Annotated in this window: 18 protein-coding genes; 11 read left to right on the top strand and 7 right to left on the bottom strand. The window is 46.3% G+C overall.

All coding sequences use genetic code 11. The features are described from left to right. Positions 1–317 precede the first annotated feature (317 nt). Positions 318–2,816, top strand: a complete 2,499-nt coding sequence (locus E4N66_RS02745; RefSeq protein WP_253728873.1) for an immunoglobulin-like domain-containing protein — start codon at positions 318–320, stop codon at positions 2,814–2,816. A 218-nt stretch (positions 2,817–3,034) separates the two neighbouring features. Here the strand turns inward: E4N66_RS02745 and E4N66_RS02740 are convergent, their stop codons facing one another. Together E4N66_RS02740 and E4N66_RS02735 are read right to left on the bottom strand one after the other, a co-directional pair. Then, positions 3,035–3,397, bottom strand: coding sequence for a helix-turn-helix transcriptional regulator (locus tag E4N66_RS02740; RefSeq protein ID WP_006187894.1), 363 nt, complete (start codon positions 3,395–3,397; stop codon positions 3,035–3,037). Between the two features lie 144 nt (positions 3,398–3,541). After that, positions 3,542–3,709 (bottom strand): hypothetical protein, encoded by a 168-nt coding sequence (locus E4N66_RS02735; RefSeq protein WP_253728872.1) that lies wholly within the window; start codon positions 3,707–3,709, stop codon positions 3,542–3,544. Positions 3,710–4,282: 573 nt separating this feature from the next. On the opposite strand from E4N66_RS02735, the gene E4N66_RS02730 reads away from it, so the two are divergent. From E4N66_RS02730 to E4N66_RS02685, 10 genes are all read left to right on the top strand, one after another. Then, the gene (locus tag E4N66_RS02730) at positions 4,283–5,338 is read left to right on the top strand and encodes an aldose epimerase family protein (RefSeq protein WP_253728871.1); all 1,056 of its coding nucleotides are present in this window, start codon (positions 4,283–4,285) and stop codon (positions 5,336–5,338) included. A gap of 186 nt (positions 5,339–5,524) precedes the next feature. Next, positions 5,525–6,139 carry a V-type ATP synthase subunit E gene (locus tag E4N66_RS02725; protein WP_253728870.1) on the top strand — a complete coding sequence of 205 codons (615 nt, stop codon included), beginning with the start codon at positions 5,525–5,527 and terminating at the stop codon, positions 6,137–6,139. Between the two features lie 3 nt (positions 6,140–6,142). Continuing rightward, positions 6,143–6,688, top strand: coding sequence for a hypothetical protein (locus E4N66_RS02720; protein ID WP_253728869.1), 546 nt, complete (start codon positions 6,143–6,145; stop codon positions 6,686–6,688). Further along, positions 6,685–8,478, top strand: a complete 1,794-nt coding sequence (locus tag E4N66_RS02715; RefSeq protein WP_253728868.1) for a V-type ATP synthase subunit A — start codon at positions 6,685–6,687, stop codon at positions 8,476–8,478. Before E4N66_RS02720 ends, E4N66_RS02715 begins: the two co-directional genes overlap by 4 nt. Then, entirely contained in the window at positions 8,459–9,778 is a 1,320-nt protein-coding gene (locus E4N66_RS02710; RefSeq protein WP_016522223.1) for a V-type ATP synthase subunit B, read from the top strand. Before E4N66_RS02715 ends, E4N66_RS02710 begins: the two co-directional genes overlap by 20 nt. Positions 9,779–9,809: 31 nt before the next feature. After that, complete coding sequence (locus tag E4N66_RS02705) at positions 9,810–10,427, top strand: V-type ATP synthase subunit D (RefSeq protein WP_253728867.1); 618 nt, start codon at positions 9,810–9,812, stop codon at positions 10,425–10,427. Continuing rightward, positions 10,424–12,394, top strand: coding sequence for a V-type ATP synthase subunit I (locus E4N66_RS02700; protein WP_253728866.1), 1,971 nt, complete (start codon positions 10,424–10,426; stop codon positions 12,392–12,394). Before E4N66_RS02705 ends, E4N66_RS02700 begins: the two co-directional genes overlap by 4 nt. Positions 12,395–12,448: 54 nt before the next feature. Continuing rightward, entirely contained in the window at positions 12,449–12,871 is a 423-nt protein-coding gene (locus E4N66_RS02695; protein WP_044015146.1) for an ATP synthase subunit K, read from the top strand. 189 nt (positions 12,872–13,060) lie between these two features. Beyond that, on the top strand, positions 13,061–14,848 hold the full coding sequence (locus E4N66_RS02690) for a hypothetical protein (protein WP_253728865.1): 1,788 nt from the start codon (positions 13,061–13,063) through the stop codon (positions 14,846–14,848). 123 nt (positions 14,849–14,971) lie between these two features. Next, positions 14,972–15,604 (top strand): DUF421 domain-containing protein, encoded by a 633-nt coding sequence (locus tag E4N66_RS02685; RefSeq protein WP_044015140.1) that lies wholly within the window; start codon positions 14,972–14,974, stop codon positions 15,602–15,604. A 77-nt stretch (positions 15,605–15,681) separates the two neighbouring features. Here the strand turns inward: E4N66_RS02685 and E4N66_RS02680 are convergent, their stop codons facing one another. The 5 genes from E4N66_RS02680 to E4N66_RS02660 form a co-directional block, all read right to left on the bottom strand. Beyond that, a complete protein-coding gene (locus E4N66_RS02680; RefSeq protein ID WP_044015138.1) occupies positions 15,682–16,314 on the bottom strand; it encodes a shikimate kinase in 633 nt (210 codons plus the stop codon). A gap of 22 nt (positions 16,315–16,336) precedes the next feature. Continuing rightward, entirely contained in the window at positions 16,337–17,059 is a 723-nt protein-coding gene (locus tag E4N66_RS02675) for a YkgJ family cysteine cluster protein (protein ID WP_253672947.1), read from the bottom strand. Continuing rightward, positions 17,056–19,197 carry a methyl-accepting chemotaxis protein gene (locus E4N66_RS02670; RefSeq protein ID WP_253672948.1) on the bottom strand — a complete coding sequence of 714 codons (2,142 nt, stop codon included), beginning with the start codon at positions 19,195–19,197 and terminating at the stop codon, positions 17,056–17,058. The genes E4N66_RS02675 and E4N66_RS02670 overlap by 4 nt, the downstream gene beginning before the upstream one ends. Before the next feature lie 42 nt (positions 19,198–19,239). Then, entirely contained in the window at positions 19,240–19,878 is a 639-nt protein-coding gene (locus tag E4N66_RS02665) for a hypothetical protein (protein WP_253672949.1), read from the bottom strand. An 80-nt stretch (positions 19,879–19,958) separates the two neighbouring features. After that, on the bottom strand, positions 19,959–20,633 hold the full coding sequence (locus E4N66_RS02660) for a DUF2259 domain-containing protein (RefSeq protein WP_253672950.1): 675 nt from the start codon (positions 20,631–20,633) through the stop codon (positions 19,959–19,961). Positions 20,634–20,705: the final 72 nt, after the last annotated feature.

Below are 20,705 nucleotides of genomic sequence, written 5' to 3'. Positions count from 1 at the left end.
ATCCGATAGCGTTCTCAGCCAAAACCAGATAAGCAGCCCGCTTTGTTCTGTACCACACCCCTCTACGCTCAAAAAACATACTTCTGCAAAAACCAATTCCATATACCGGCACTCGTTTAGCCTTTTCTCAATCGGCGCCCGGCTGCGATGCCGTCATTTTTCTACACTATCCTTATTTGCTCATAGCATCCTAAAGGGTTTAGTCGGCAGAATTTCAAGAGTACCTCATAATGAAGAATGGGGCTGTCAAAAAACTAACCAACTTTTGAGACATCCTTATCGTCCATATATAAAACTATCAAAATCAGGAGAATTCTATGAATCATGATGCAAAGAAAAGTATACGTCATTTTATGAAGACGCTCTCTGCCTGCATTGCACTCGTTGCAGCGGTAATGTTTCTCGGCTGTAAGCAGAATGTGGGCAACGAAAGCAAAACACCGGCTGTGCAGTACAAGGTAACCTTTGAAAAGACCCTTGGCGGCAATGTAACGGTAATCCCTGCACTGCCTGAAAGCGGTATGGTAAATAAGAACACTGAACTTACCTTTACCGCAACTAAGCTTAGCGGTTACAAGTTTGTAAAATGGGAACGTGACGGAGCCGACACCGGCGTGATGGAACCTACTTACAAGCTGACCGTAACACAGACGGTGCGGATAAAAGCTGTCTTTGAAGTAGATGGAACGCCCATTACCAAGCACACGGTAACCTTTAGCGTAGACGGCGGGAACGGGTCCCTTGAAGCGAAAGTTGACGGCACTAAAATCAATTCAGGGGATCAAGTTGAACAAGGTAAAACTGTTGAATTTACCGCAAAGCCATTTTCCGATTATAGTGTTGATACGTGGAGCATCGACGGCAGCGCCTTTACAGAAGGTTCCGGCGCCGCAGGAAGCCAAACAGCAAAAGTAAAAATTACAGCGGGCACAACGGTAAAAGTGAAATTTAAACCTACCTTAACGGATCAAGAAAAGGTTGAAAAAGCAAAAGATGCGTTACAGCTCAGTTTTCAAAACGGCGATACTGCAGATAGCATAAGTGCTAATCTGCCCAAGCTTCCTATGAAAGGACTGCACAACACTAAGATTAGCTGGAAGTCAAGCAATGAAGTCATAATCGAGATAAAGAAAGAAAATGAATGGAACTGTTACGGTAGTATTACTCGTCCCGAAGAGAATACGCAGGTAATACTGACTGCAACCATCACAAGAAGCGCCGTTTCCATAACAAAGACCTTTGATGTTACCGTACGCGGCACAAATGAGGATGCGGTAATCAGTGCGGCAGAACAGGCGGTAAGAGCGATTCCTTCATTTGTGACGAAAGATACGCCTATTCAGTTAAGCCCCAAAGAAACGGTTTCCGTTTCGAACGGTAGCAGTAGTTCTTCTGTTGAAGTCGATATAGAGTGGAAGGCAGAACCGGCAGGGGTTATCTCAGTTTCGGACGGTACGGTTACACCGCATGAAACGGAAACTCAGACAGTAACATTAACCGCAACCGCAAAAAAAGGAAATGCCGAATCCTCAAAAACCGTTACGGTAACCGTATATCCTAAAAACAACGAACCCAATCTTCAAGCCGTTGTAGAGAGTATTATCAACGGAATACCGACCGAAATTGATGCCGATATTCAGCTGCCGCAGTCTCCTACTGGGTATCAACTCACATGGTCATCTTCTAATGACAGCATACTGAAGATTGCCGGAAATAGCGGACATATTGAGACATGGGATTTGGTTAACCGGATGGTAGAATTGACTGCAACACTGAAAAAAAATACAGACAGTAAAACAGCAACAAAAAAGATAACAATAAAAGCTCGGAAGAAGTTTGGAGACGGTAACACCGGAGGCAGTTATGAATTTGACGGCAATAAGCTGACACTGCGAAATGGAGACGGTAAACCTGCTGCCGTATACCGTGTGAGCATTGATACCGTTGCCAAAACAATAACAGCAACGCTTGAACGGATTATTGCCGATGGCAGTCTTGTAGAACCCGAAGCTGCTCAGCAAGATTTCCTCAAAGAGATTGAGGAACTCTTCGATCGGCAGATTTCTGTCTTACTATTGCAGCAAAAGCCTTTGGTCACGCTGCGGGACATCAGAAACGCTCTCGAGGGACAATTTGGTTTGTCGCCGTTCAATGGAACTGAAGAAGAACTTAAAGACTTTTTTGAAGGCTGGTCTCGCGAAGCGGATTTTAAGATGACGTATGAAGAATTTTTGAAAAAAACGAAGGATGAACAGAGTACGGTGCTTAAGGAGCTTTTAAAATGGTGGCAAATCAATTTCTACTATAAAATATGGGGTCTTGATGAAACCGTACCGCTTACGGAAGCTGAAAAGAAAGTTAAATCATCGATTAGATCCTATGCCAACGATCAGCTTGAAAGTGCAAAAAAACCGCATATATATTACTATCTCATTAAAAAAGATAGTTTGTACACCAACGTACAGTATAGTATCGGTACATCGTGGTTCCGCCAACCGGGGGAATACAGAGTAGAGAACCCATCTTCCGATATAGCATCCATAGAGATATCCGGCGCGTTTAAAATGGTTACTATAGGCATAAACAAGCCAGGCAGCAGTTACAACAGAGAAGAGTTTGTTGCGCGGTCGTATAACGGCAGCACATCCTTCACAGCAGAGGCAAGAGGTGAAGCCGATAAAAAGATAACCGTAACTATTACCGGAGAAAATAAAGACGCTCACACATTGAGCGTACAGATAAGCGGTGCAATTTCCTTTACGGGTGACTTTACCTTTTCCGGAAGAGCTATTCCGTCAAACTGGTTTCAGTCGTAGTACCAATTGGCTGCCTTTAAAACAGGCGGCCGGTGTATAATCAACAACTCTGCACGAATAAAAAATATTCCAGCTTCGCAACTGGCTTTACCAATGAGGCAGCTTCTAAAAATCTAACCGAATTTTTAGAAGCTGCCCTATAGAGACCTCAATATTGCATTTTAGCATCAGTGGACAATAAAAACGTGTTTTTAAAAGCGACGAGCATACACTAAAAGCTATATAAAACGGCCAGCGTCTATGTTAAATATTTCAGCTAATATATTAGCTGTTTTACGGCTAATAGGCTTCTGCCCTGTCTCCATATTGGAGATAAACTGCCTACTGGTATGCAGTCGTTCAGCCAACTGAGCTTGCGTAAATTTATGTAGATTGCGATAAAACCGTAAGGTGTTCGCAGGCGTTTGCCTCTTTTCAGCTTCTTTAAACCATTCCATACTTGTGGCTTCAACATACTCGTCTTTTTCATCATTCACTGTAAGATATTTTTTATAACTTGTTTCAAGTATAGTCATAATATTTTCAGGGATATCGCCTGATACCGTAAAACTAGTATGGGGCATTTTCACGACTGCCAACATATTCAACCTCCAATTAAATTATGCAAAACATCTTGCGCTTTTTCGGGCATAAGGCGTATTGTTTTATTTAATTTTTTAGGCATAACTACTGTATATTTCATATTCATAATGTAATATATTTTATATTACATGTCAAACCTCGTTTTAGGAAATCAATATACTCCAGTGCAGTGTGCAGCCGAAGAACAGCAATCGCACCGCCCTCCTTTTAAAACGCAGATGCGCCGCCCCCAGCGCTTTTGAAAATAGCCTGTCCGGCAGTGTACATCCGTGTACACTGCCGGACGCGAGTTTTTGCTCACGCAAAAACATCGCTACTGCTTAGCTTCCCCGCCATCCATGGCAAGTTCAAAAATTGACCTCCTTGTCAATTTTTGAACGCGAGTTTTTGCTGTGCAAAAACGTCGCTACTGCTTATAACCACGGACATCCTTGTCCGTTCTGACACGTTGAGGATTTTCAGCAGCGGTATATAACTTTCCGTAAGCCTTTTGCAAATAGATGGTGCAGATACGAGGCGCGAGCGCAAATTAACCGCAGGCCTGTTGAAAAGTGTACATCCGTGTACACTTTTCAACGACGAGTTTTCGCTGCGCAAAAACATCGCTGCTGCTTAGAACCACTGCCGTCCGTGGCAGTTCTGATACGTCGAGGATTTTCAGTAGCGGCACGGAAGCCGCGCGTATTAAGCAGAAACAAGTTTGACACCAGTCAAACTTGTGTTCAGCGAAGTACACGGATGTACTTCGCTGAACGAGCAACGCAGTAGATGCGCCGCATATTTTCAAAAGCATCCTTGTAAATTTGTGGAAATGCTTGTACAATAAATACAAGCATTTGCTTTTTTTGCAGGTAATTTTGGGCAGGTAATTTTGGGCAGGTATTATGGAAGTAAAGAAAGAGCGGTTCGGGATGCTGTCATCGGGAGATGCGGTATCGATTTTTACGGTTTCTAATGGCACAATGTCGTTTTCGGCAATCGATTACGGCTGCTGTATTACCGCGATTTTATTACCCGCAGCAAAGGGCGGATATGACGATATCGTGCTCGGCTATTCAACGCTCGAAGGATATATCCGCAATAAACCTCATTTCGGTTCTATTGTCGGACGATGTGCAGGCAGGATTTCAAATGCTCGCTTCTCTATAGAAGAAAAATGCTATACACTGACCCGCAATAACGGCGGAAAGCATTGTTTGCACGGCGGCTATCCCCTGTATGACAAGCAGCTGTGGCAAGCGGAACCTATTTCCGGCAACGATGAGGCGGGCATCCGTTTTTCCAGAATAAGCCCCGACGGAGAGCAAGGCTTTCCCGGTGAAGTTCGGCTGACCGTTTCGTATACCCTCAACAAAAACAATACTATCACGCTTCGGTACGAAGCTCATACAACAAAGACAACACCAATCAATCTGACAAACCATACCTATTTTAATCTCAATCCTGCCGGAATGGAGGCGGACGGCGGCTATATTTCGGCTTTGAATCATCAAGTACAGCTTTTTGCAAGCTGTTATGCAGAGGTTGACGCTTTGCTTATACCGACCGGTAAGTTGGTGCCGGTAGCAGGGACGCCGTTCGATTTCCGTACGCCGAAGCTGTTATCGCAGGATTTTGCTCAATTGAAAAACGGCTATGATGACACATGGCTGCTTGATGCAGACAGCACGGACAACGTTCCGCTTGCTGCGGTTGTAACGGAGCCGGCGACAGGCAGGGCGCTGCGTATTTATTCAACACAGCCGGCAATTACGATGTACACCGGAAATTTTTTAAACGGAGAGCAGGGAAAGAACGGCGATGTGTACAATAAACATTCTGCTGTGTGCCTTGAAACACAGCATATACCGGATTCGCCCAATCGTCCTGAATTCCCTTCCGTATGGGTGCATCCCGGCGAAGTATATCGGCACGAAACGCAGTGGCGCTTTACCGTTTAGCGGTAAGGAGTAAACAGCGCACAATTGGGAATAGATACTATCGGGGTTATAACGATACCGGATAAATGCTATACTTGATAAATGCTATACTTATAGTTGAGATTGATATAATAGAAACTGATCGAGCCTGTTATAGAATCGATACAAACAATATGACGATACATACATAAGAGAGGTGAGTTGATTATGGAAGTTCAGTTACAGGATCTTGTTGAAAAGATCAAGCAGGACGGTATTGCTTCTGCTGAACAGCAAGCTGCGGGTATCATTGCCGAAGCGGAAAAAAAGGCAAAGGCTATCGTTGCGGATGCGGAAAAAGAGGCTGAAACCTTGTTGAAGAAGACTGAAGTCGAATCCCAACGGTTTACAAACGCTTCGGAGGCTGCCGTTAAACAGGCTTGCCGCAATGCGCTCATCGCCTTTAGAGAAGGAGTTACCGCTTCTCTCGATGCCCTCATCAAAGCGGAAACCGCAGCGGCATATAACAGCGATGTACTCAAAACGCTGATTCCCGAAGCGGTAAAGGGTTGGATTAAAACAAACGAAGCCGATATTTCCGTTATTCTGTCCCCTGAAGATGCGCAAAAGCTGGAAAGCGCTTTGCTTGCTGCGTTTAAGAAAGAGGTTGAAAAAGGCATCGAGGTTAAATCCGATGCACAGCTTGCAGGCGGCTTTAGAATCGGGGTAAAGGACGGTTCGGCATACTATGATTTCTCTGCGGAATCAGTCGCCGATTTGTTCTCCGCCTATATCAGCTCACGCGCTGCACGCCTGTTGAAGGATGCGGTAAAGGAGTTATAAGGAGTGGCTTCATACTATTATTTGATGGCTCAGCTGCCGTCAATTATGCCGCACACCGACCCGCCGCTTTCTTACACGCAATTTAAAGAGCTTGCCCTGCGGTTTTTAGCTGAAAAAGATGCCGCTGTGCTGGAGTCTTTAACGCTTGTTCCGCCCCGTGAGGCTGTCCGTACGGCTTCTGCTGTGGTGAACGAATGGTATGCGTTTGAGCAGGAACTGCGGTTTGCGCTTGAACAAATGCGCGCTGCAAAGCTGAAACGGGATGAGCGGATTGCTCCTGCAGAAACACCTGCTTCCGCCTTTGATATCGGCGCTATTGTGCGCGGGGTTTCCAACATCGATGACCCCTTAGCGGCGGAACGGTATTTGCTGAATGCACGGCTTGCGGCAGCGGATCAGCTGCGGAAACTGCATTTTTACGACAGCGAAGCGGTTTTCGGCTATGGAATTGTATTACTGTTGAGCGAACGGGCTTCAAAATTTAAGATGGAAACCGGCCGCACAGAATATCACTCAATTTATACACAAATTCTCGGAGAAAAGATATGAGAGGAACGAAAGGAAAGGTAGTCGGTATTAACGGGAATATGGTCAGCGTTGAGTTTGACGGTCTGGTTACGTTAAACGAAGTTGGCTACGTCCATATCGGCGACACCAAATTGAAGAGCGAGATCATCCGTATACGCGGCTCCGTTGCTCAGATGCAGGTATTCGAAATTACCAAGGGTATCCGCGTCGGTGATGAAGTTGAGTTTACCGGCGATCTCTTGTCGGTTGAACTTGGGCCGGGGCTGCTCGGCAGAGTGTATGACGGTTTGCAGAACCCGCTCCCCGACCTTGCAGAAAAGGCGGGCTACTTTTTGGAGCGCGGTATCTATTTGAATGCGCTTTCTACCGAAGCAAAATGGGATTTTACACCGGTTGCACAGGTCGGCGATACACTCGTGCGCGGCGATGTGCTGGGAACGGTGCCGGAGGGGAATTTTACCCACCGGATTATGCTTCCTTTCGGTATGTACGGCACATACACGCTTTCTTCCATTAAACCGGCAGGACAGTACACCGTACACGAAACCATTGCGGAAGTAACCGATGAACGCGGTAAAAAGTATCCGCTTACGATGAGCTTCCGCTGGCCGGTAAAGCGTGCAATCGACTGCTATGCCGAACGGCTCAAGCCATCCGAAACGCTTGTTACCAAAATCCGCACCGTAGATACCTTCTTCCCGGTAGCAAAGGGCGGTACCTACTGTATTCCGGGACCGTTCGGTGCCGGTAAAACCGTTTTACAGCACGCAACCAGCCGTAACGCAGAGGTTGATATCGTTATCATCGCTGCCTGCGGTGAGCGCGCCGGTGAAGTTGTAGAAACCTTAAAAGAATTCCCTGAATTGATCGACCCCCGCACGGGACGCACCTTGATGGAGCGGACGGTTATCATTTGTAATACATCGTCGATGCCGGTTGCGGCGCGCGAGGCTTCGGTTTATACCGGCGTAACCCTTGCCGAATACTACCGCCAGATGGGGCTTGACGTTCTGCTCCTTGCAGACTCCACCAGCCGCTGGGCACAGGCTTTGCGCGAAATGTCCGGACGCTTGGAGGAAATCCCCGGTGAAGAAGCCTTCCCCGCCTACTTGGAATCCTACATTGCAGCGTTCTATGAGCGCGCCGGTATTGTCCGCTTAAAGGACGGCAGCAAAGGCTCTGTAACGATCGGCGGTACGGTTTCCCCCGCAGGCGGTAACTTTGAAGAGCCGGTTACGCAGGCGACGCTCAAAGTTGTCGGCGCATTCCACGGACTTTCCCGCGAACGCTCCGATGCCCGTAAATATCCCGCCATCCACCCGCTCGATTCATGGTCAAAATACCCGAGCGTACTCGGAACGGCGCAGGTGGAATACGGCAGAGGAATGCTCCGCCGCGGTACCGAGGTCGAACAGATGATGAAGGTTGTCGGTGAAGAAGGTACCAGTATGGAAGACTTTATCGTCTACTTGAAGGGCGACTTCCTCGACGCGGTTTATTTACAGCAAAACTCCTTCGATAAGGTTGACGATGCCGTTTCCGTAGAGCGTCAACGCTATATTTACAAACTGATCCTGCGCATATTGGGCTCTCAATTCTCCTTTAACACCAAGGATGAAGCCCGCGCATACTTTAACAAGCTGCGCCAGTCCTTTATCGACTATAACTATTCGCCGTGGGAATCGCCGGAATTTAAGAAGCACGAAGCAGCTATTACCGGAGCGCTTTCCGATAAAGCAACAGGGCTTGATGAAAAAGCGGCAAAACTCATAAAAGAAGCGGAGGCACATCATGAAGAAAGTGTACAGTAAGATTGAATCCATTAACGGTTCGGTTATAACCGTCAAGGCTGAAGATGTGTCCTACGGTGAGCTTGCGCAGGTTCAGACAAGCTTTGGCACCTCGCTCGCACAGGTCAATAAGCTGGATAGAGGGCTTGTTTCGCTACAGGTATTTGCAGGCGGACGCGGCGTTTCCACCGGTGATGAAGTTCGCTTCCTCGGTCGGGAAATGCAGGTAAGCTTTTCCGATGACTTACTCGGACGCATCTTTAACGGTTCAGGTGAGCCGCGCGACCAAGGCCCGATGCTCAAGGATAATATGGTAGAAATCGGCGGCCCGTCCGTAAACCCGTCCAAGCGTATTATGGCGAAGCGGATGATCAGAACCGGTATTCCGATGATCGACGTATTCAACACCCTCGTGGTTTCCCAGAAGCTGCCGATTTTCTCAAGCTCCGGTGAACCCTACAACGAACTGCTCGCACGTATCGCAATGCAGGCTGAGGTTGATGTCATCGTACTCGGCGGTATGGGGCTTAAATACGACGACTACCTCTATTTTAAGGACACGTTGGAAGAAGCAGGCGCGCTGAGCCGCACGGTGATGTTCGTACACACTGCCGCCGACCCGACGGTAGAATGTTTGATGATCCCTGATATGTGTCTTGCAGTCGGTGAGCAATTTGCACTCAAGGGCAAGGATGTCCTCGTTCTTTTAACCGATATGACCAACTTCGCCGATGCGATGAAGGAAATCGCCATTATACAGGAGCAGGTTCCGTCAAACCGCGGTTATCCCGGCGACCTTTACAGCCAGCTTGCCGCCCGCTACGAAAAGGCGGTTGACTTTGACGATGCAGGTTCGGTTACCGTTCTTGCCGTTACCACCATGCCCGGCGACGACGTAACGCACCCCGTGCCCGATAACACCGGATATATCACCGAAGGTCAGTTCTATCTTAAACACGGACGCATCGAACCGTTCGGAAGTCTTTCCCGTCTCAAGCAGAACGTCAACGGCAAAACCCGTGAAGATCACCGTGCGCTCATGGATAATATGATCAAGCTCTATGCTTCCTACAAGGACACGCTTGAGAAAAAGTCGATGGGCTTTATGATGAGCGAATGGGACGGCAAGCTGCTGAAATACGGTGAGCTTTTTGAATCCCGCATGATGGATTTGTCGGTAAACATTCCGCTTGAGGAAGCGCTCGATAACGGATGGAAGATTCTTTCGTCCTGCTTTACTCCTGAGGAAACCGGTATTAAGTCCGATTTGATCAAAACCTTCTGGCCCAAGGATGCGCAGAACAATCCCTCCGCGGATTAATGCGTTTCCTTCTATATTATAAGGAATAGCGATGGCTATTAAACTGACGAAAAACGAGCTGAAAAATCAAAAAGAATCGCTTAAGATGTTCCAGCGGTACTTGCCGACGCTTCAGCTTAAAAAACAGCAGCTGCAAACCGAAATCCGCACGATTGAGATGCATGCAAAAGAGGTTCGGCTGAACCGCGATGCGCTGCACAAGGAGTTTGAGCAGTGGATTGCCGTCTTCGGTGAAGCGGGAGTCTTTACGCCTGAAATTCTCAAGGTGAAAGAAGTGCGTACCTCGACGGGAAATATTGCCGGTGTTTCGATACCGGTGTTTTCCGGGGCAGATTTTGAACGCAGCCGTTACGATCTTTTTACAACGCCGCTTTGGCTCGACATTGCCTGCGACCGGATGGAGCGGGTTTTATCGCTCGATCTTGAAGCTCAAATCCTCGATGAACAGGTGGCACGGCTCAACAACGAACTGCGTACTACAACGCAGCGTGTCAACTTGTTTGAAAAGGTAAAGATACCGGAAACAAAGCGGAACATCAAAAAGATTTCTGTGTATCTGGGAGATCAGCAGGTAGCGGCGGTTGTGCGCGGGAAGATTTCCAAAAAGAACTTGGAAAAGAACGCTCCGGATGAGGAGGCAACAGCATGATTTTACCGATGAAAAAACTGACGCTCCTTGTGCTGGATTCTCAGAAAAAGGCGGCGTTAAAAACACTGCGGAACTTCGGTGCGGTGCATATCGAAAAGGAAGCCGCTTCAAGCGATACCTTGACGGAATTGCAGAACACGTATGCGAGAGTACAGCAAGCGGAAGCATTGATTACCGAATCGCAGCCGAAAAAAGCTGAAAAAACAAAGACTGAAACGCTCACGCTGAACCGGAATGACTTATTGCAGGCAGTTGATGAGATTCTTGAGCTTAAAGACCAAGAAGCAAATACACGGGCTGCTATCAATAAGCTGACCGGCGAGATCGAAACGTACGGTTCTTGGGGTGATTTTGATCCCGAAGATATACGCAGCTTTGAAGAAAATGACATCTATTTGACAATCGGTGAGCTTCCGGAAAAGTCATATACAGCATTGCCTGAAACCATTAAAACGGTACGGCTTGCAGGCGGCAGAAAAACAGTCCGCTTTGCGATAGTGTCAGAAACTGTTGATGTTCCTGCCGATTTGCCGTCCGATTTTAGTCCGCTTATTTTACCGGATATGCGGCTTTCGGCAATGCATACCGAAAGGGAACGGCTGCAAAAACAGCTGCCCTCATTCAAAGCAAAGATTGGGGCACGGACTGAATTGCTTGCGCCGTTAAAGGCAGAGGCAAAAAAGCTTGCAAAAGAGATTGAGTTTGAAACCGTCCATGCCGGTATGGAAGTAATCCCGCTTGAGGAAGATACGGCGGCTGCTTCCGGTACCGATAGCTCGGTAACGCTTGCCGCATCCGGCAACGCAGCTACTGCGGCGGTCGGTTCCGGTAATGCTGCAAACGGCATTGCCGGGACTGCCGCAAAAGAGCCGATACGGCTTGCACGGCTTTCCGGTTATATTCTTGCTGAAAAACAAGCGGATTTTGCAGGGCTTGCAAAGGCAAACGGCTGGGCATTTATTGCAGATGAGCCGGCTGAAGAAGATGCCGTTCCGACTGCAATGCGGCATAACCGGTTTGTACAGCTGCTTACCCCGCTGACGGACTTCCTCGGTACGGTACCGGGCTACCGCGAACCCGATATTTCGCTGTGGTTCCTGCTCTTTTTCGGTATCTTCTTTGCGATGATTTTTGGGGACGCAGGCTACGGCGGCATCCTCGTGATCTTGTCGCTCATCGGAATCGTCAAAGCAAAAGCGAAGGAGCAGCCCGCTCCGCTTGCCATGCAGATGTTCCTCTATCTCGGTGTCCTCACCGTTATCTGGGGAACGGCAACCTGCAACTGGTTCGGCATCTCGGTGGAGTACATCCCCGCATGGCTGAAAAACCTATCCATACCGGCTATCTCGAACGCGACTGAGGCGACTACCAGGAATGCCAACTTGATGCAGTTCTGTTTTACACTCGGGCTTATTCAGCTGACAATCGGACATCTTATCTCGATTGTGCGGAATATTCGTTCCCCGCAAATACTGGGGCACATTGGTTCGGTTGCAATGCTGTGCGGTATGTATGTCGTGGTGTTAAGCCTTGTTGTCAGCCGTGAGCGGTATCAGATTAATCAGCCGGTACTGATTGCGATCGGCTGCGGATTTGCGCTCAACTTTATTTTTTCAAATTATCAAACCGGTATCGGGCAGAGTATTGTTGACAGCCTTAAAAATATCATCACGATGTTCTTAGGGGTCGTAAACGTCTTTGCCGATATTATGAGCTATATCCGTCTTTGGGCAGTCGGGCTTGCAGGTTCTGCAATCAGCGCGACAGTCAACCAGATGGCGGGGCCGGCACTCGGCAGCTTCCTCATCTTTTTGGGTGTGCTGCTGTTATTCTTCGGACACGGTTTAAACTATATTATGAACGTACTTTCGGTCATCGTACACGGAGTGCGGCTTAATACATTAGAGTTTTCAAACCATGTCGGGCTAACGTGGGCAGGGTTCAAATACGAACCTTTTGCAGAATAATTAAATAAGAAGAACAACTTCTTATCGTGTAGATTATCAATTTGGAGGATTTCAATGAGTTTTGGTATGTTTGGTGCAGCAGCTGCACTCGGTATTTCGGCATTCGGATCGGCATTAGGGCTTGCTATCGCAGGACAGGGCACAATCGGAGCATGGAAGCGGTGTTATTTGAATAATAAACCGGCTCCCTTCATCCTCCTCGCATTTGCAGGCGCCCCGCTCACGCAGACTATTTACGGTTTCTTGCTGATGAACACAATGCTTACTTCAAAAGCGGATCCGTGGTTCCTGTTAGGTGTCGGTGTTGCGTGCGGTCTCGGTATTGCAGCTTCCGCTATTGCACAGGGCAAGGCTTCCGCAGCAGGTTCTGATGCGCTTGCGGAAACCGGTAAGGGCTTCGGCCAGTACATTACCGTTGTTGGTCTTTGCGAAACCGTCGCGTTGTTCGTTATGGTTTTCGGACTGATTAACTGCTAACAGTAATGCTCAAACGGATTTCGGCTTCTGCCGGAATCCGTTTTTTGTTTTAAACCCTCGCACAAATAAAAGAACTTATTTACCTCACTCTTTACCCATAAAAACTTCTTTCCACATATTTTTTTCACTTTTTTTCCAAAAACATAAAAATTATTAGCCGAAACGCCGTTGATGTCGCATAAAAGGGGCATGAACCTTATAAAATTTTATCACGGCATCAAGCGTATGCCGACCCTATTGTGTATGTTTGTTACCCTCTTCGGATGCGTTTCTACGCAAGTCCACGGGCAACAATCGCTTTTTGACCGGCTAACCAATGACCGTTTTATATTCGGTCTACAAAACGGCGAGGAATACGATATCGATGAATACTCCAATGAAGATTCCGGTGCCGAGACGGATGAACACAATTTCGATAAAGCTTCCGAAACCGGATCGGAAACAGGCGGCGGACAACAGACGGACGAATCAACTGAGCAGCAACCGGATAAAGCGCTTACCCAACAAACGGACGAATCGGTCAAACAACAAATAGACAAAGCAGATTCCTCATCGGACGTACAACAGAATGATAAGGCTGATGCAAAACACACAGCCCCGGAACGCGACTATTTTTTCCGATATGTACACAGTGTTCATAAAGGCGCCCGGATTTCTGCCGGACTCAGCGGACGCGGCTACATCGGTTATTTACAGCTTGAATCACCGATGCCCGTACCCTACTTTGAACTGTCGGTGAGGAATTTCGGTGTCGGGCTGTATCCGCTTGCAGCACTGCAATCTTCTTTTCCTAAAAAAAATATCCCGGCACTTTTCCTCGGTGCAGGAAGCCTCACCTTTGACAGTTTCTTAAAAGCAGCACATTTTACCGGCTTTTCAAAAACAAAAGCAAACTACGGCGGAGTCAAATTTCCGTGGGAACAGTTTATCGGTATCGGGAGCGGGCAAAAGGCTGTTCAATATGGGGTTGAAGTATACGGCAGCGGATGGAACGGAGGTTTTTTTGCAAGCCCCGAACCAAAGAAGCAGCGTATGCGGTACGGTCTTATAGGCGGCTGGCGTATGAATCAGAAAAAAGCTGATATCAACTTTGCCGTTCAATATCTTACCGCTTTTATGCCGGAATTGGTTAGGGAGGTAAAACCATCTTCCGCAGAGTCCTCAGGCATATATGGTGAAGATATCCGGCAGCGTTACCACACGCTTTTCGGTCTTAATGCTGTTTTTACTCATCCGATTGTCTCGTTTTCGACAACCGGTTTTTGCAGCTATGCGGCAGACAAAACCGTTTCCGGCGCAGTACAAGCCGAAATCGATGCTTGGTACCGGTATGCGGGTATACGAACCGGCGGCAGCTATACCGGAGCGCGCGCCGTCAACTGGGATGGGAAGCAGCAAAACGAACAGATTAGCGCTTTTATTCAGCCACACTTTAAGGTCGGTCTTTTCTCGCTGTCCGCGCTCTATGGGTTCAGTATGGAAGATAGAACAATGCTGCATAACGGAGGGCTTATTACACAGGTAAAACATGAAGTAATCCGTTGGAAGGCAAGCTGGGATTACCGCAATGAACTGCATACTATTAAAACGGAACTGATATGCATAAGCAAACCGAAATGGTTTAACGGCGTTCAATGGCTCCAAAAAGCAGCTGCCGGAGCTTCCGTTGAATTACAGGACAAAACCGCCAATCCGTTTATCTTAAAAAAGTATGCTATCCATATAAACGGTCATTTCTGCATTACCGACGGTGTTTTTTGCGGTATCGCTGGTTCGTTTTCCCAAGCAGTACGGAAGGAAGAAACCGAAAATGAACGTCTTATATACCTGCAAAGTCCCGTGTACGGCGGCGGCGTATATGTCAGTTTTAAGCGAGACGGTATCGGAAAGGTACACTCCGGCAAATTGGAAGTTTCGGTAAGAAATGAAAAGCCGTATTACGATGTTAAGCTTGTGTATCAGATTCGCGGAAAGTGAAAAGCCCTTGATACACGTATTACTGAGTTTTGCTGTATACATTTAAAAAGAAAATGATATAATAGCTCAATTTATGAAGGAAGCGTACCATACAATTTTTCTAAATAATAGAGGAGCACATATATGGGGGTATTTTTACTAGTAACGATAAAGCTGCTCATCGGCTTCTTTGCAATGGTAGTAATCATAAACATATCAGGAAAAGGAAATTTAGCGCCATCATCAGCCAGTGACCAAATTATAAACTATGTGTTCGGTGGAGTTATGGGAGGCGCTATTTACAACAGTAGTGTTCGAATACCTGATTTTATTGTTGTTTTGTGCATTTGGTGCGTCTTTGTTCTATCGATGAAATGGGTAAAGAAACGTAATCTAAAGGCTAAGCAGCTTATAGACGGCAAGGCGTTAATTATAATCGATGACGGCAAAATAGATATCACAAATTGCAAGAAGGCTCGGTTATCGGCTCACGATGTAGCGTTTAAACTTCGTACAAATGGCATTTACTCATCAAAGGCTGTAAAGAGAGCTTTAGTCGAACAAAACGGGCAGTTCATTATCATACAGGCTGGTGAAGAAAATCCCAAGTTTCCCATTATTACGGATGGTCAGGTACAAAGTGATATTCTTAAAGTAATCGGGAAGGATGAAGAATGGCTTCTTGATGAACTAAAAAAGCAAGGTATAGGTGCATATAGCGACGTATTTTTAGGAGAATACGTGGACAAAACTTTGATAGTAACTCCGTATCAATAACGACAAGCTATGCCCTTAAAGAAATAAGAATTTTACCGTTTGCCGTATCTCACAAAAGATATATTAATTTACGATAATCAGCATTGCTCCGCTATCTTCTGAGCGGCGGCAGCGCAATCCAAGCCGGTCGTATCGATGATAAGGTTGCAGCTCCTGTGGTACAGTTCGGTGCGGCGCGTATACAATTCGGTAAACAGATGCCGAGCTTCCGCTTTTTGATCGGCAGGTAGAAAGCGTAAGAAAGCCGGATAATACCCTGTTTGCAGTGCATCGCGCGTCAGGCGTTCAAAAAGTACCGCTTCCGTTGCATAGAGGAATACCCGCAGCGGTATCGCCGCAACGATGGCAGACGCTTCGACATTATCGCAGATGCCGCCGCCCGCTGCAATGACAGCACAGTTTTCTACGGTTGCCCCCTGCCGTTTCTCAGCGGAGCCGTCGGTTGGCAGGGGCAAAGGTGTAGAGTGCCGCAACGGCTCGTCTGCAAAGGCACCCCAACCGCAGTCATGTAGAGCGCAGCATTCACGCAGGGCAACAGCTTCCGCAGCATGTAATGCGGATACCCCTCCTTGACGGCAAAGCTCCCGCGGCGTTAAACCGGTACGAACGCGGATAACTTCATCGGTGTCGTAAAAAGAGCAGCCGAGCTGTTCGGCAAGGAGTCTCCCTACGGAAGTCTTTCCTGAACGGCTCAAGCCTAAAAGTATCATGAAGTTCACGATAGCGGCAGTGCTAGGCACTTAACGGATGCGGTGAAGGACAATCGGGTTCGGGCGGTGTGATAAAGTGCAACAGCATTTTCAGCTTTTTAATCGCAGCGGGGAGCGCAATCCGCAGCGGACGGGGATGCGTATCATCAGGGTTCAGCGCCAAAAGACTTGACGAAGCGGCGCCCATATACGGCGGAACAGCACCGAATAATCGCATCATCTCCTCTTCTCCATATTGCCGTCCCGTTTGAACATCTTGCACCGTACCTGTCCCGTTGACAGGGGTACCGGAAATTCTGCCTGCTGCGTTACCGGCAACTACGGAAGGCTCCATATACCGGCACGGCTTCCAGCGGATACACCTGTCTTTACCGTGATCACCGGAAAAACCGAATAACCGGCATATCAGACACCGTCCGCCGTACACCGTGCAGTGATACGGGCTTTCGGGGTCAAACAGAACGCAGCCGTCGCCTCCGATAGAAGCATCACTGTCAGCTTCGGCGATGCGGTCTGCCCGCTCGCTCTGATTTTCCAGCATCCATGCTGCGAGATACAGCGCTTCAGCCTCATATACTTCAGGTTCAAAATGAACACAACAACTACCGCAGCCGTCAGGGCATTGCATGGGGCTCTTTGCCTTCCATATTTTTTGATCTGCGTCTATATCATTATACAACGAATCAACTGCCGTCAAAATATCATAGATCACAGTACCCGCAAATTTTTCCGCTTCTTTTATCATATCGTAAATTCTTTTACCTTATTCGCCAATATTTCGATACTTTCTTTATTTTTTTGCACCAGATCATTTACTTCTACAACGGCATTATTTATTTGAATAGCACCGGCAGACATCTCATCCATGCTGTTGGTAATAACCTGAGTCAATCCATCCAGTTTATTCATCTCCCGTGCAACTTCTCCGCTGCCCGAAAGCATTTCCGATGAACCGGCTTGTACCGTATTCGTAGTAATATTGATATCTTTAATCGCTGCCAATACTTCTTTATTCGCATTCATCTGATCTTGCATGGAACGCGTAATAAAGTCTTCCTGATCGGAAATTCTGGTCGCAAGTTCATATACCTTATCAAAGGTCTGTTCGGCACCGTTACCGGCAGCTATCAGCGTACGAATAATTTCAATAGATTCTTTCAGAACACCGCCGATTTGCTTTCCCTGTGCATTTGATTCTTCCGCAAGTTTACGGATTTCATCGGCAACAACCGCAAAACCTTTTCCGGTTTCTCCCGCATGGGCGGCTTCGATAGCGGCATTCATTGCAAGCAGGTTTGTCTGGCTTGCAATATTCTGAATGATCACACTTGCCTCCAAAAGCGAATCGGAGCGCTCCGCTATTTGCTGAACTACCGAGTTTGCCGTCTTAGCGCCGTTCTTCCCATCAAGAGTCATCGAATACATCTCTTTTATCAAATCATTATTTTTTTCAAGCGTTTGCGTAATAGTAACAATATTTGCAGCCATTTCTTCAACTGCAGAAGAAGAGTGCGCAACTGAATTTGCTTGTACTGTAATCTCTTTATCCAGTTCTTGAATTTGTGCAATAATATTTTCAACTACATTGCCGGTTTTTTGAACACTTGAAGCCTGGGTTTTTGCTTGCCGCTTAATACTTTCCACATTTGCGCTGATTTCGTTTATTGCACTTGCCGTTTCGGACATATTATTGTAGAGATCATCTCCCACATGCTGCATTGCCTTCGATTCATGGATAAGCGAATTAATCATACCGGCAACCTTATCCATTGTCGTATTAAAATCGATCATCAGACGGCCGATTTCATCATTTTTCTTAATGTAAAACCGTCCGGTCAGATCGCCGGATGCCATTTTTGCAAAGATAAGCTGCAGCTTTCGGAAATATCCTTTTACACGTTTTGAGAACCAGAAAATAAGCCAGAAAAATATAATCAGCATCCCCGTTCCCACTGCGGCCATACTGATAACGATTCGGTAAAAACTTTCCAATATCTCACTATTTTGCATCAATATCGCTATTTTCCATCCCAATTCATCAATAGCAAAAACCCGTACCCGCCACTGAATATTATCGATCGTAACAACTTTCGTTTCGATGCCGATATCTTGAAAATGTTTAAGGTATTGATTAACGGTACTATCCAGCTTTGTAAACACTAAATCCCGATGCATCGGATCGGCTAAAATAGTCCCGTCATTTTGGAACAACATTACATATCCTGTCTTGCCGACTTTTATCGAATCGATAAATGAAGTAAGCTGCTCAAGTTTTACCTCAAGCCCCAGATTTCCGATAAAACGTCCTTCCGGCGATAATACTTGTCTGGAAAAACAGATAACAGGTGCACCTATCGTTGACATATATGCAGGCGTCACAATCGTATCACCACCAGCAGCTTCCGCTTGTTGATACCATATACGCTTTCGCGGATCAAATCCCGCGCTGACGGTATCATCCCACGAACTGGCAAACCCGCCCCATTTTGACCCAAAAAAAACTTCCGCAATATCGGAATATCCGTTATAGATACGCTTAAACAGCGTTACCATCTCTTGCTCTATTTCGCCCTTCGACACATTTTTTAGTATCATATTCTGCTTTGTAGCCGTATAATTATTGAGGCTGGTATCAGCAACTTGCACGGTAGGATGCTCTGCAAGCATTTTTGCCGTATTTTTATTGTTTTCCATAAACAGCATAATTGTTTGCTCTATAAGAGAAAACTGCTGAGATGAAGTTCGATCGTATTGTTTTATATTAACCTGATATAGTTGAAACCCGATTATGGCACAGGCGCATATTATTACAATACACAGCGTAATGACACCGCTCAGCAAAATTTTAGTACGCAGAGACATATTCTTTTTTTTAGTATCCATTATTTCTCCTTAAATAATTAAAGAATGCTTACAGGAAGAAGCCTATTTGCCAAATAATCCACGCTGTCCTGCTTTAATCCATTTGCCGGGCATACGCGACAACGCAGGCTGGTTTATTTGTGCAGCCAGCCATTCGGTATAAAGCGCATTATCTTCTCCCTCAAGGCGAACAAGCATTGTTTGCAAAAGAGCATTTTCTTCCTGTGCAAGTGTTGCTACACTTGCCTCCGCCATCCTGACAAATGCCCCGGACGCAGCGGCAACCGGTATATTCCCGCATGAAGGAGAGACATCTCGATGTACAAATATTAATTTCCCCGATTTTTTATGAATAAAATACCGCATAAAAGTGTAGGCCAACTGTATATTTGCAGTAATCAATTCGGTAACGATCTTGTCGGCATGCAATACACCGGTATTGGAATATAATTCGGTATATGCCGGTGCATCAAAGATCAGCAGTGCAGTTTCAATATTTAACTGTAACGTTTTAAATTGGAGCGGTAAAGATTGAAGCGAAAATACGGATTGGCGGTTCCATAATAACACAGGACCTATCGCATTCTCCGTTTTTTTATCTTTTGTTCGTTCGGCATCGGAAATAACGATTACACGCTGCCCCTGTACCCGTAAAAAATCAGCTAAGCTTAACGAAAAATTTAAGCGATCGTCTGTTATCATTATATCAGTACTCATAGCTACCAGTATATACCGAATAAATAAAAATTAAAATAGCGGAACCGCCTTTTTACCCGCACCCTCTATTCGATTAAGGTTGCCTCCACCATATAGCGGAAAGAATCACCTTCAGCAGAATATTCTTTTTTTTCAATAATAAAAATGAGAGACCGGGAGGTGTCATCCATCAATATCTTCTTAACAGCATAATTTTTAACACCGCTTCTGACATAATCGGGACGGCCAACCTCTTTTTTTACCTTAGTTCCGTTCGGTTTTGTTTTTTCTACCGTTAAATAAAATGAGCTTTCTGTTTTTGATTTTTGCGTTGTATTCAGCACAACCGTATATTCATCACTTGTTTGGAAGTCGCGGAAAAATAGAGTCTGATTCCCTTCCGTCGATTCTGTCTGCGCATAAAGAACCCGTCCCTGCCGGATTTCGGAAATACCCCATTTACTCAAGGAAACTTGCGCTCTATTCTGTAATGCAAGAAAAGTCGCTTTACTCTCTTTGCCTTCCGTTTGCTTTGAGGGAGATGTCCTGAAAATACCGTTAGGGAGAAAGGTATTGGCACCTACATCGACAGCATAAATTTCAGCATACGCACGGTAGGTCTTATCCTGTAAACCGTGCTGACCGAATGCAAACTTTGTTCCATCAGCTGAAAAACCTAAATTAACAAAGTTTGCAATATCTCCTGCATAAACGGCAGCAGAAAAGACTGCCATGATCATTATCATATAAAGTTTCCGCATAACAACTCCTGTGCATGAAGAATCCGTAAATTACGTTTCTATACCTTTATCGGAATATAAAATGCAAACTTT

The sequence above is a fragment of the Treponema sp. OMZ 857 genome, assembly GCF_024181085.1.
Classification (GTDB): Bacteria; Spirochaetota; Spirochaetia; order Treponematales; family Treponemataceae; genus Treponema.
Note: the sequence above shows the minus strand (reverse complement) of the source record. Positions and strands in the feature narration are given on the sequence as shown.

Coding starts and splice junctions, on each gene's coding strand:
- E4N66_RS02745 (WP_253728873.1), top strand. CDS start 318: ATGAATCATGATGCAAAGAAAAGTATACGTCATTTTATGAAGACGCTC.
- E4N66_RS02740 (WP_006187894.1), bottom strand. CDS start 3,397: ATGTTGGCAGTCGTGAAAATGCCCCATACTAGTTTTACGGTATCAGGC.
- E4N66_RS02735 (WP_253728872.1), bottom strand. CDS start 3,709: ATGTTTTTGCGTGAGCAAAAACTCGCGTCCGGCAGTGTACACGGATGT.
- E4N66_RS02730 (WP_253728871.1), top strand. CDS start 4,283: ATGGAAGTAAAGAAAGAGCGGTTCGGGATGCTGTCATCGGGAGATGCG.
- E4N66_RS02725 (WP_253728870.1), top strand. CDS start 5,525: ATGGAAGTTCAGTTACAGGATCTTGTTGAAAAGATCAAGCAGGACGGT.
- E4N66_RS02715 (WP_253728868.1), top strand. CDS start 6,685: ATGAGAGGAACGAAAGGAAAGGTAGTCGGTATTAACGGGAATATGGTC.
- E4N66_RS02710 (WP_016522223.1), top strand. CDS start 8,459: ATGAAGAAAGTGTACAGTAAGATTGAATCCATTAACGGTTCGGTTATA.
- E4N66_RS02705 (WP_253728867.1), top strand. CDS start 9,810: ATGGCTATTAAACTGACGAAAAACGAGCTGAAAAATCAAAAAGAATCG.
- E4N66_RS02700 (WP_253728866.1), top strand. CDS start 10,424: ATGATTTTACCGATGAAAAAACTGACGCTCCTTGTGCTGGATTCTCAG.
- E4N66_RS02695 (WP_044015146.1), top strand. CDS start 12,449: ATGAGTTTTGGTATGTTTGGTGCAGCAGCTGCACTCGGTATTTCGGCA.
- E4N66_RS02690 (WP_253728865.1), top strand. CDS start 13,061: ATGAACCTTATAAAATTTTATCACGGCATCAAGCGTATGCCGACCCTA.
- E4N66_RS02685 (WP_044015140.1), top strand. CDS start 14,972: ATGGGGGTATTTTTACTAGTAACGATAAAGCTGCTCATCGGCTTCTTT.
- E4N66_RS02680 (WP_044015138.1), bottom strand. CDS start 16,314: ATGATACTTTTAGGCTTGAGCCGTTCAGGAAAGACTTCCGTAGGGAGA.
- E4N66_RS02675 (WP_253672947.1), bottom strand. CDS start 17,059: ATGATAAAAGAAGCGGAAAAATTTGCGGGTACTGTGATCTATGATATT.
- E4N66_RS02670 (WP_253672948.1), bottom strand. CDS start 19,197: ATGGATACTAAAAAAAAGAATATGTCTCTGCGTACTAAAATTTTGCTG.
- E4N66_RS02665 (WP_253672949.1), bottom strand. CDS start 19,878: ATGATAACAGACGATCGCTTAAATTTTTCGTTAAGCTTAGCTGATTTT.
- E4N66_RS02660 (WP_253672950.1), bottom strand. CDS start 20,633: ATGCGGAAACTTTATATGATAATGATCATGGCAGTCTTTTCTGCTGCC.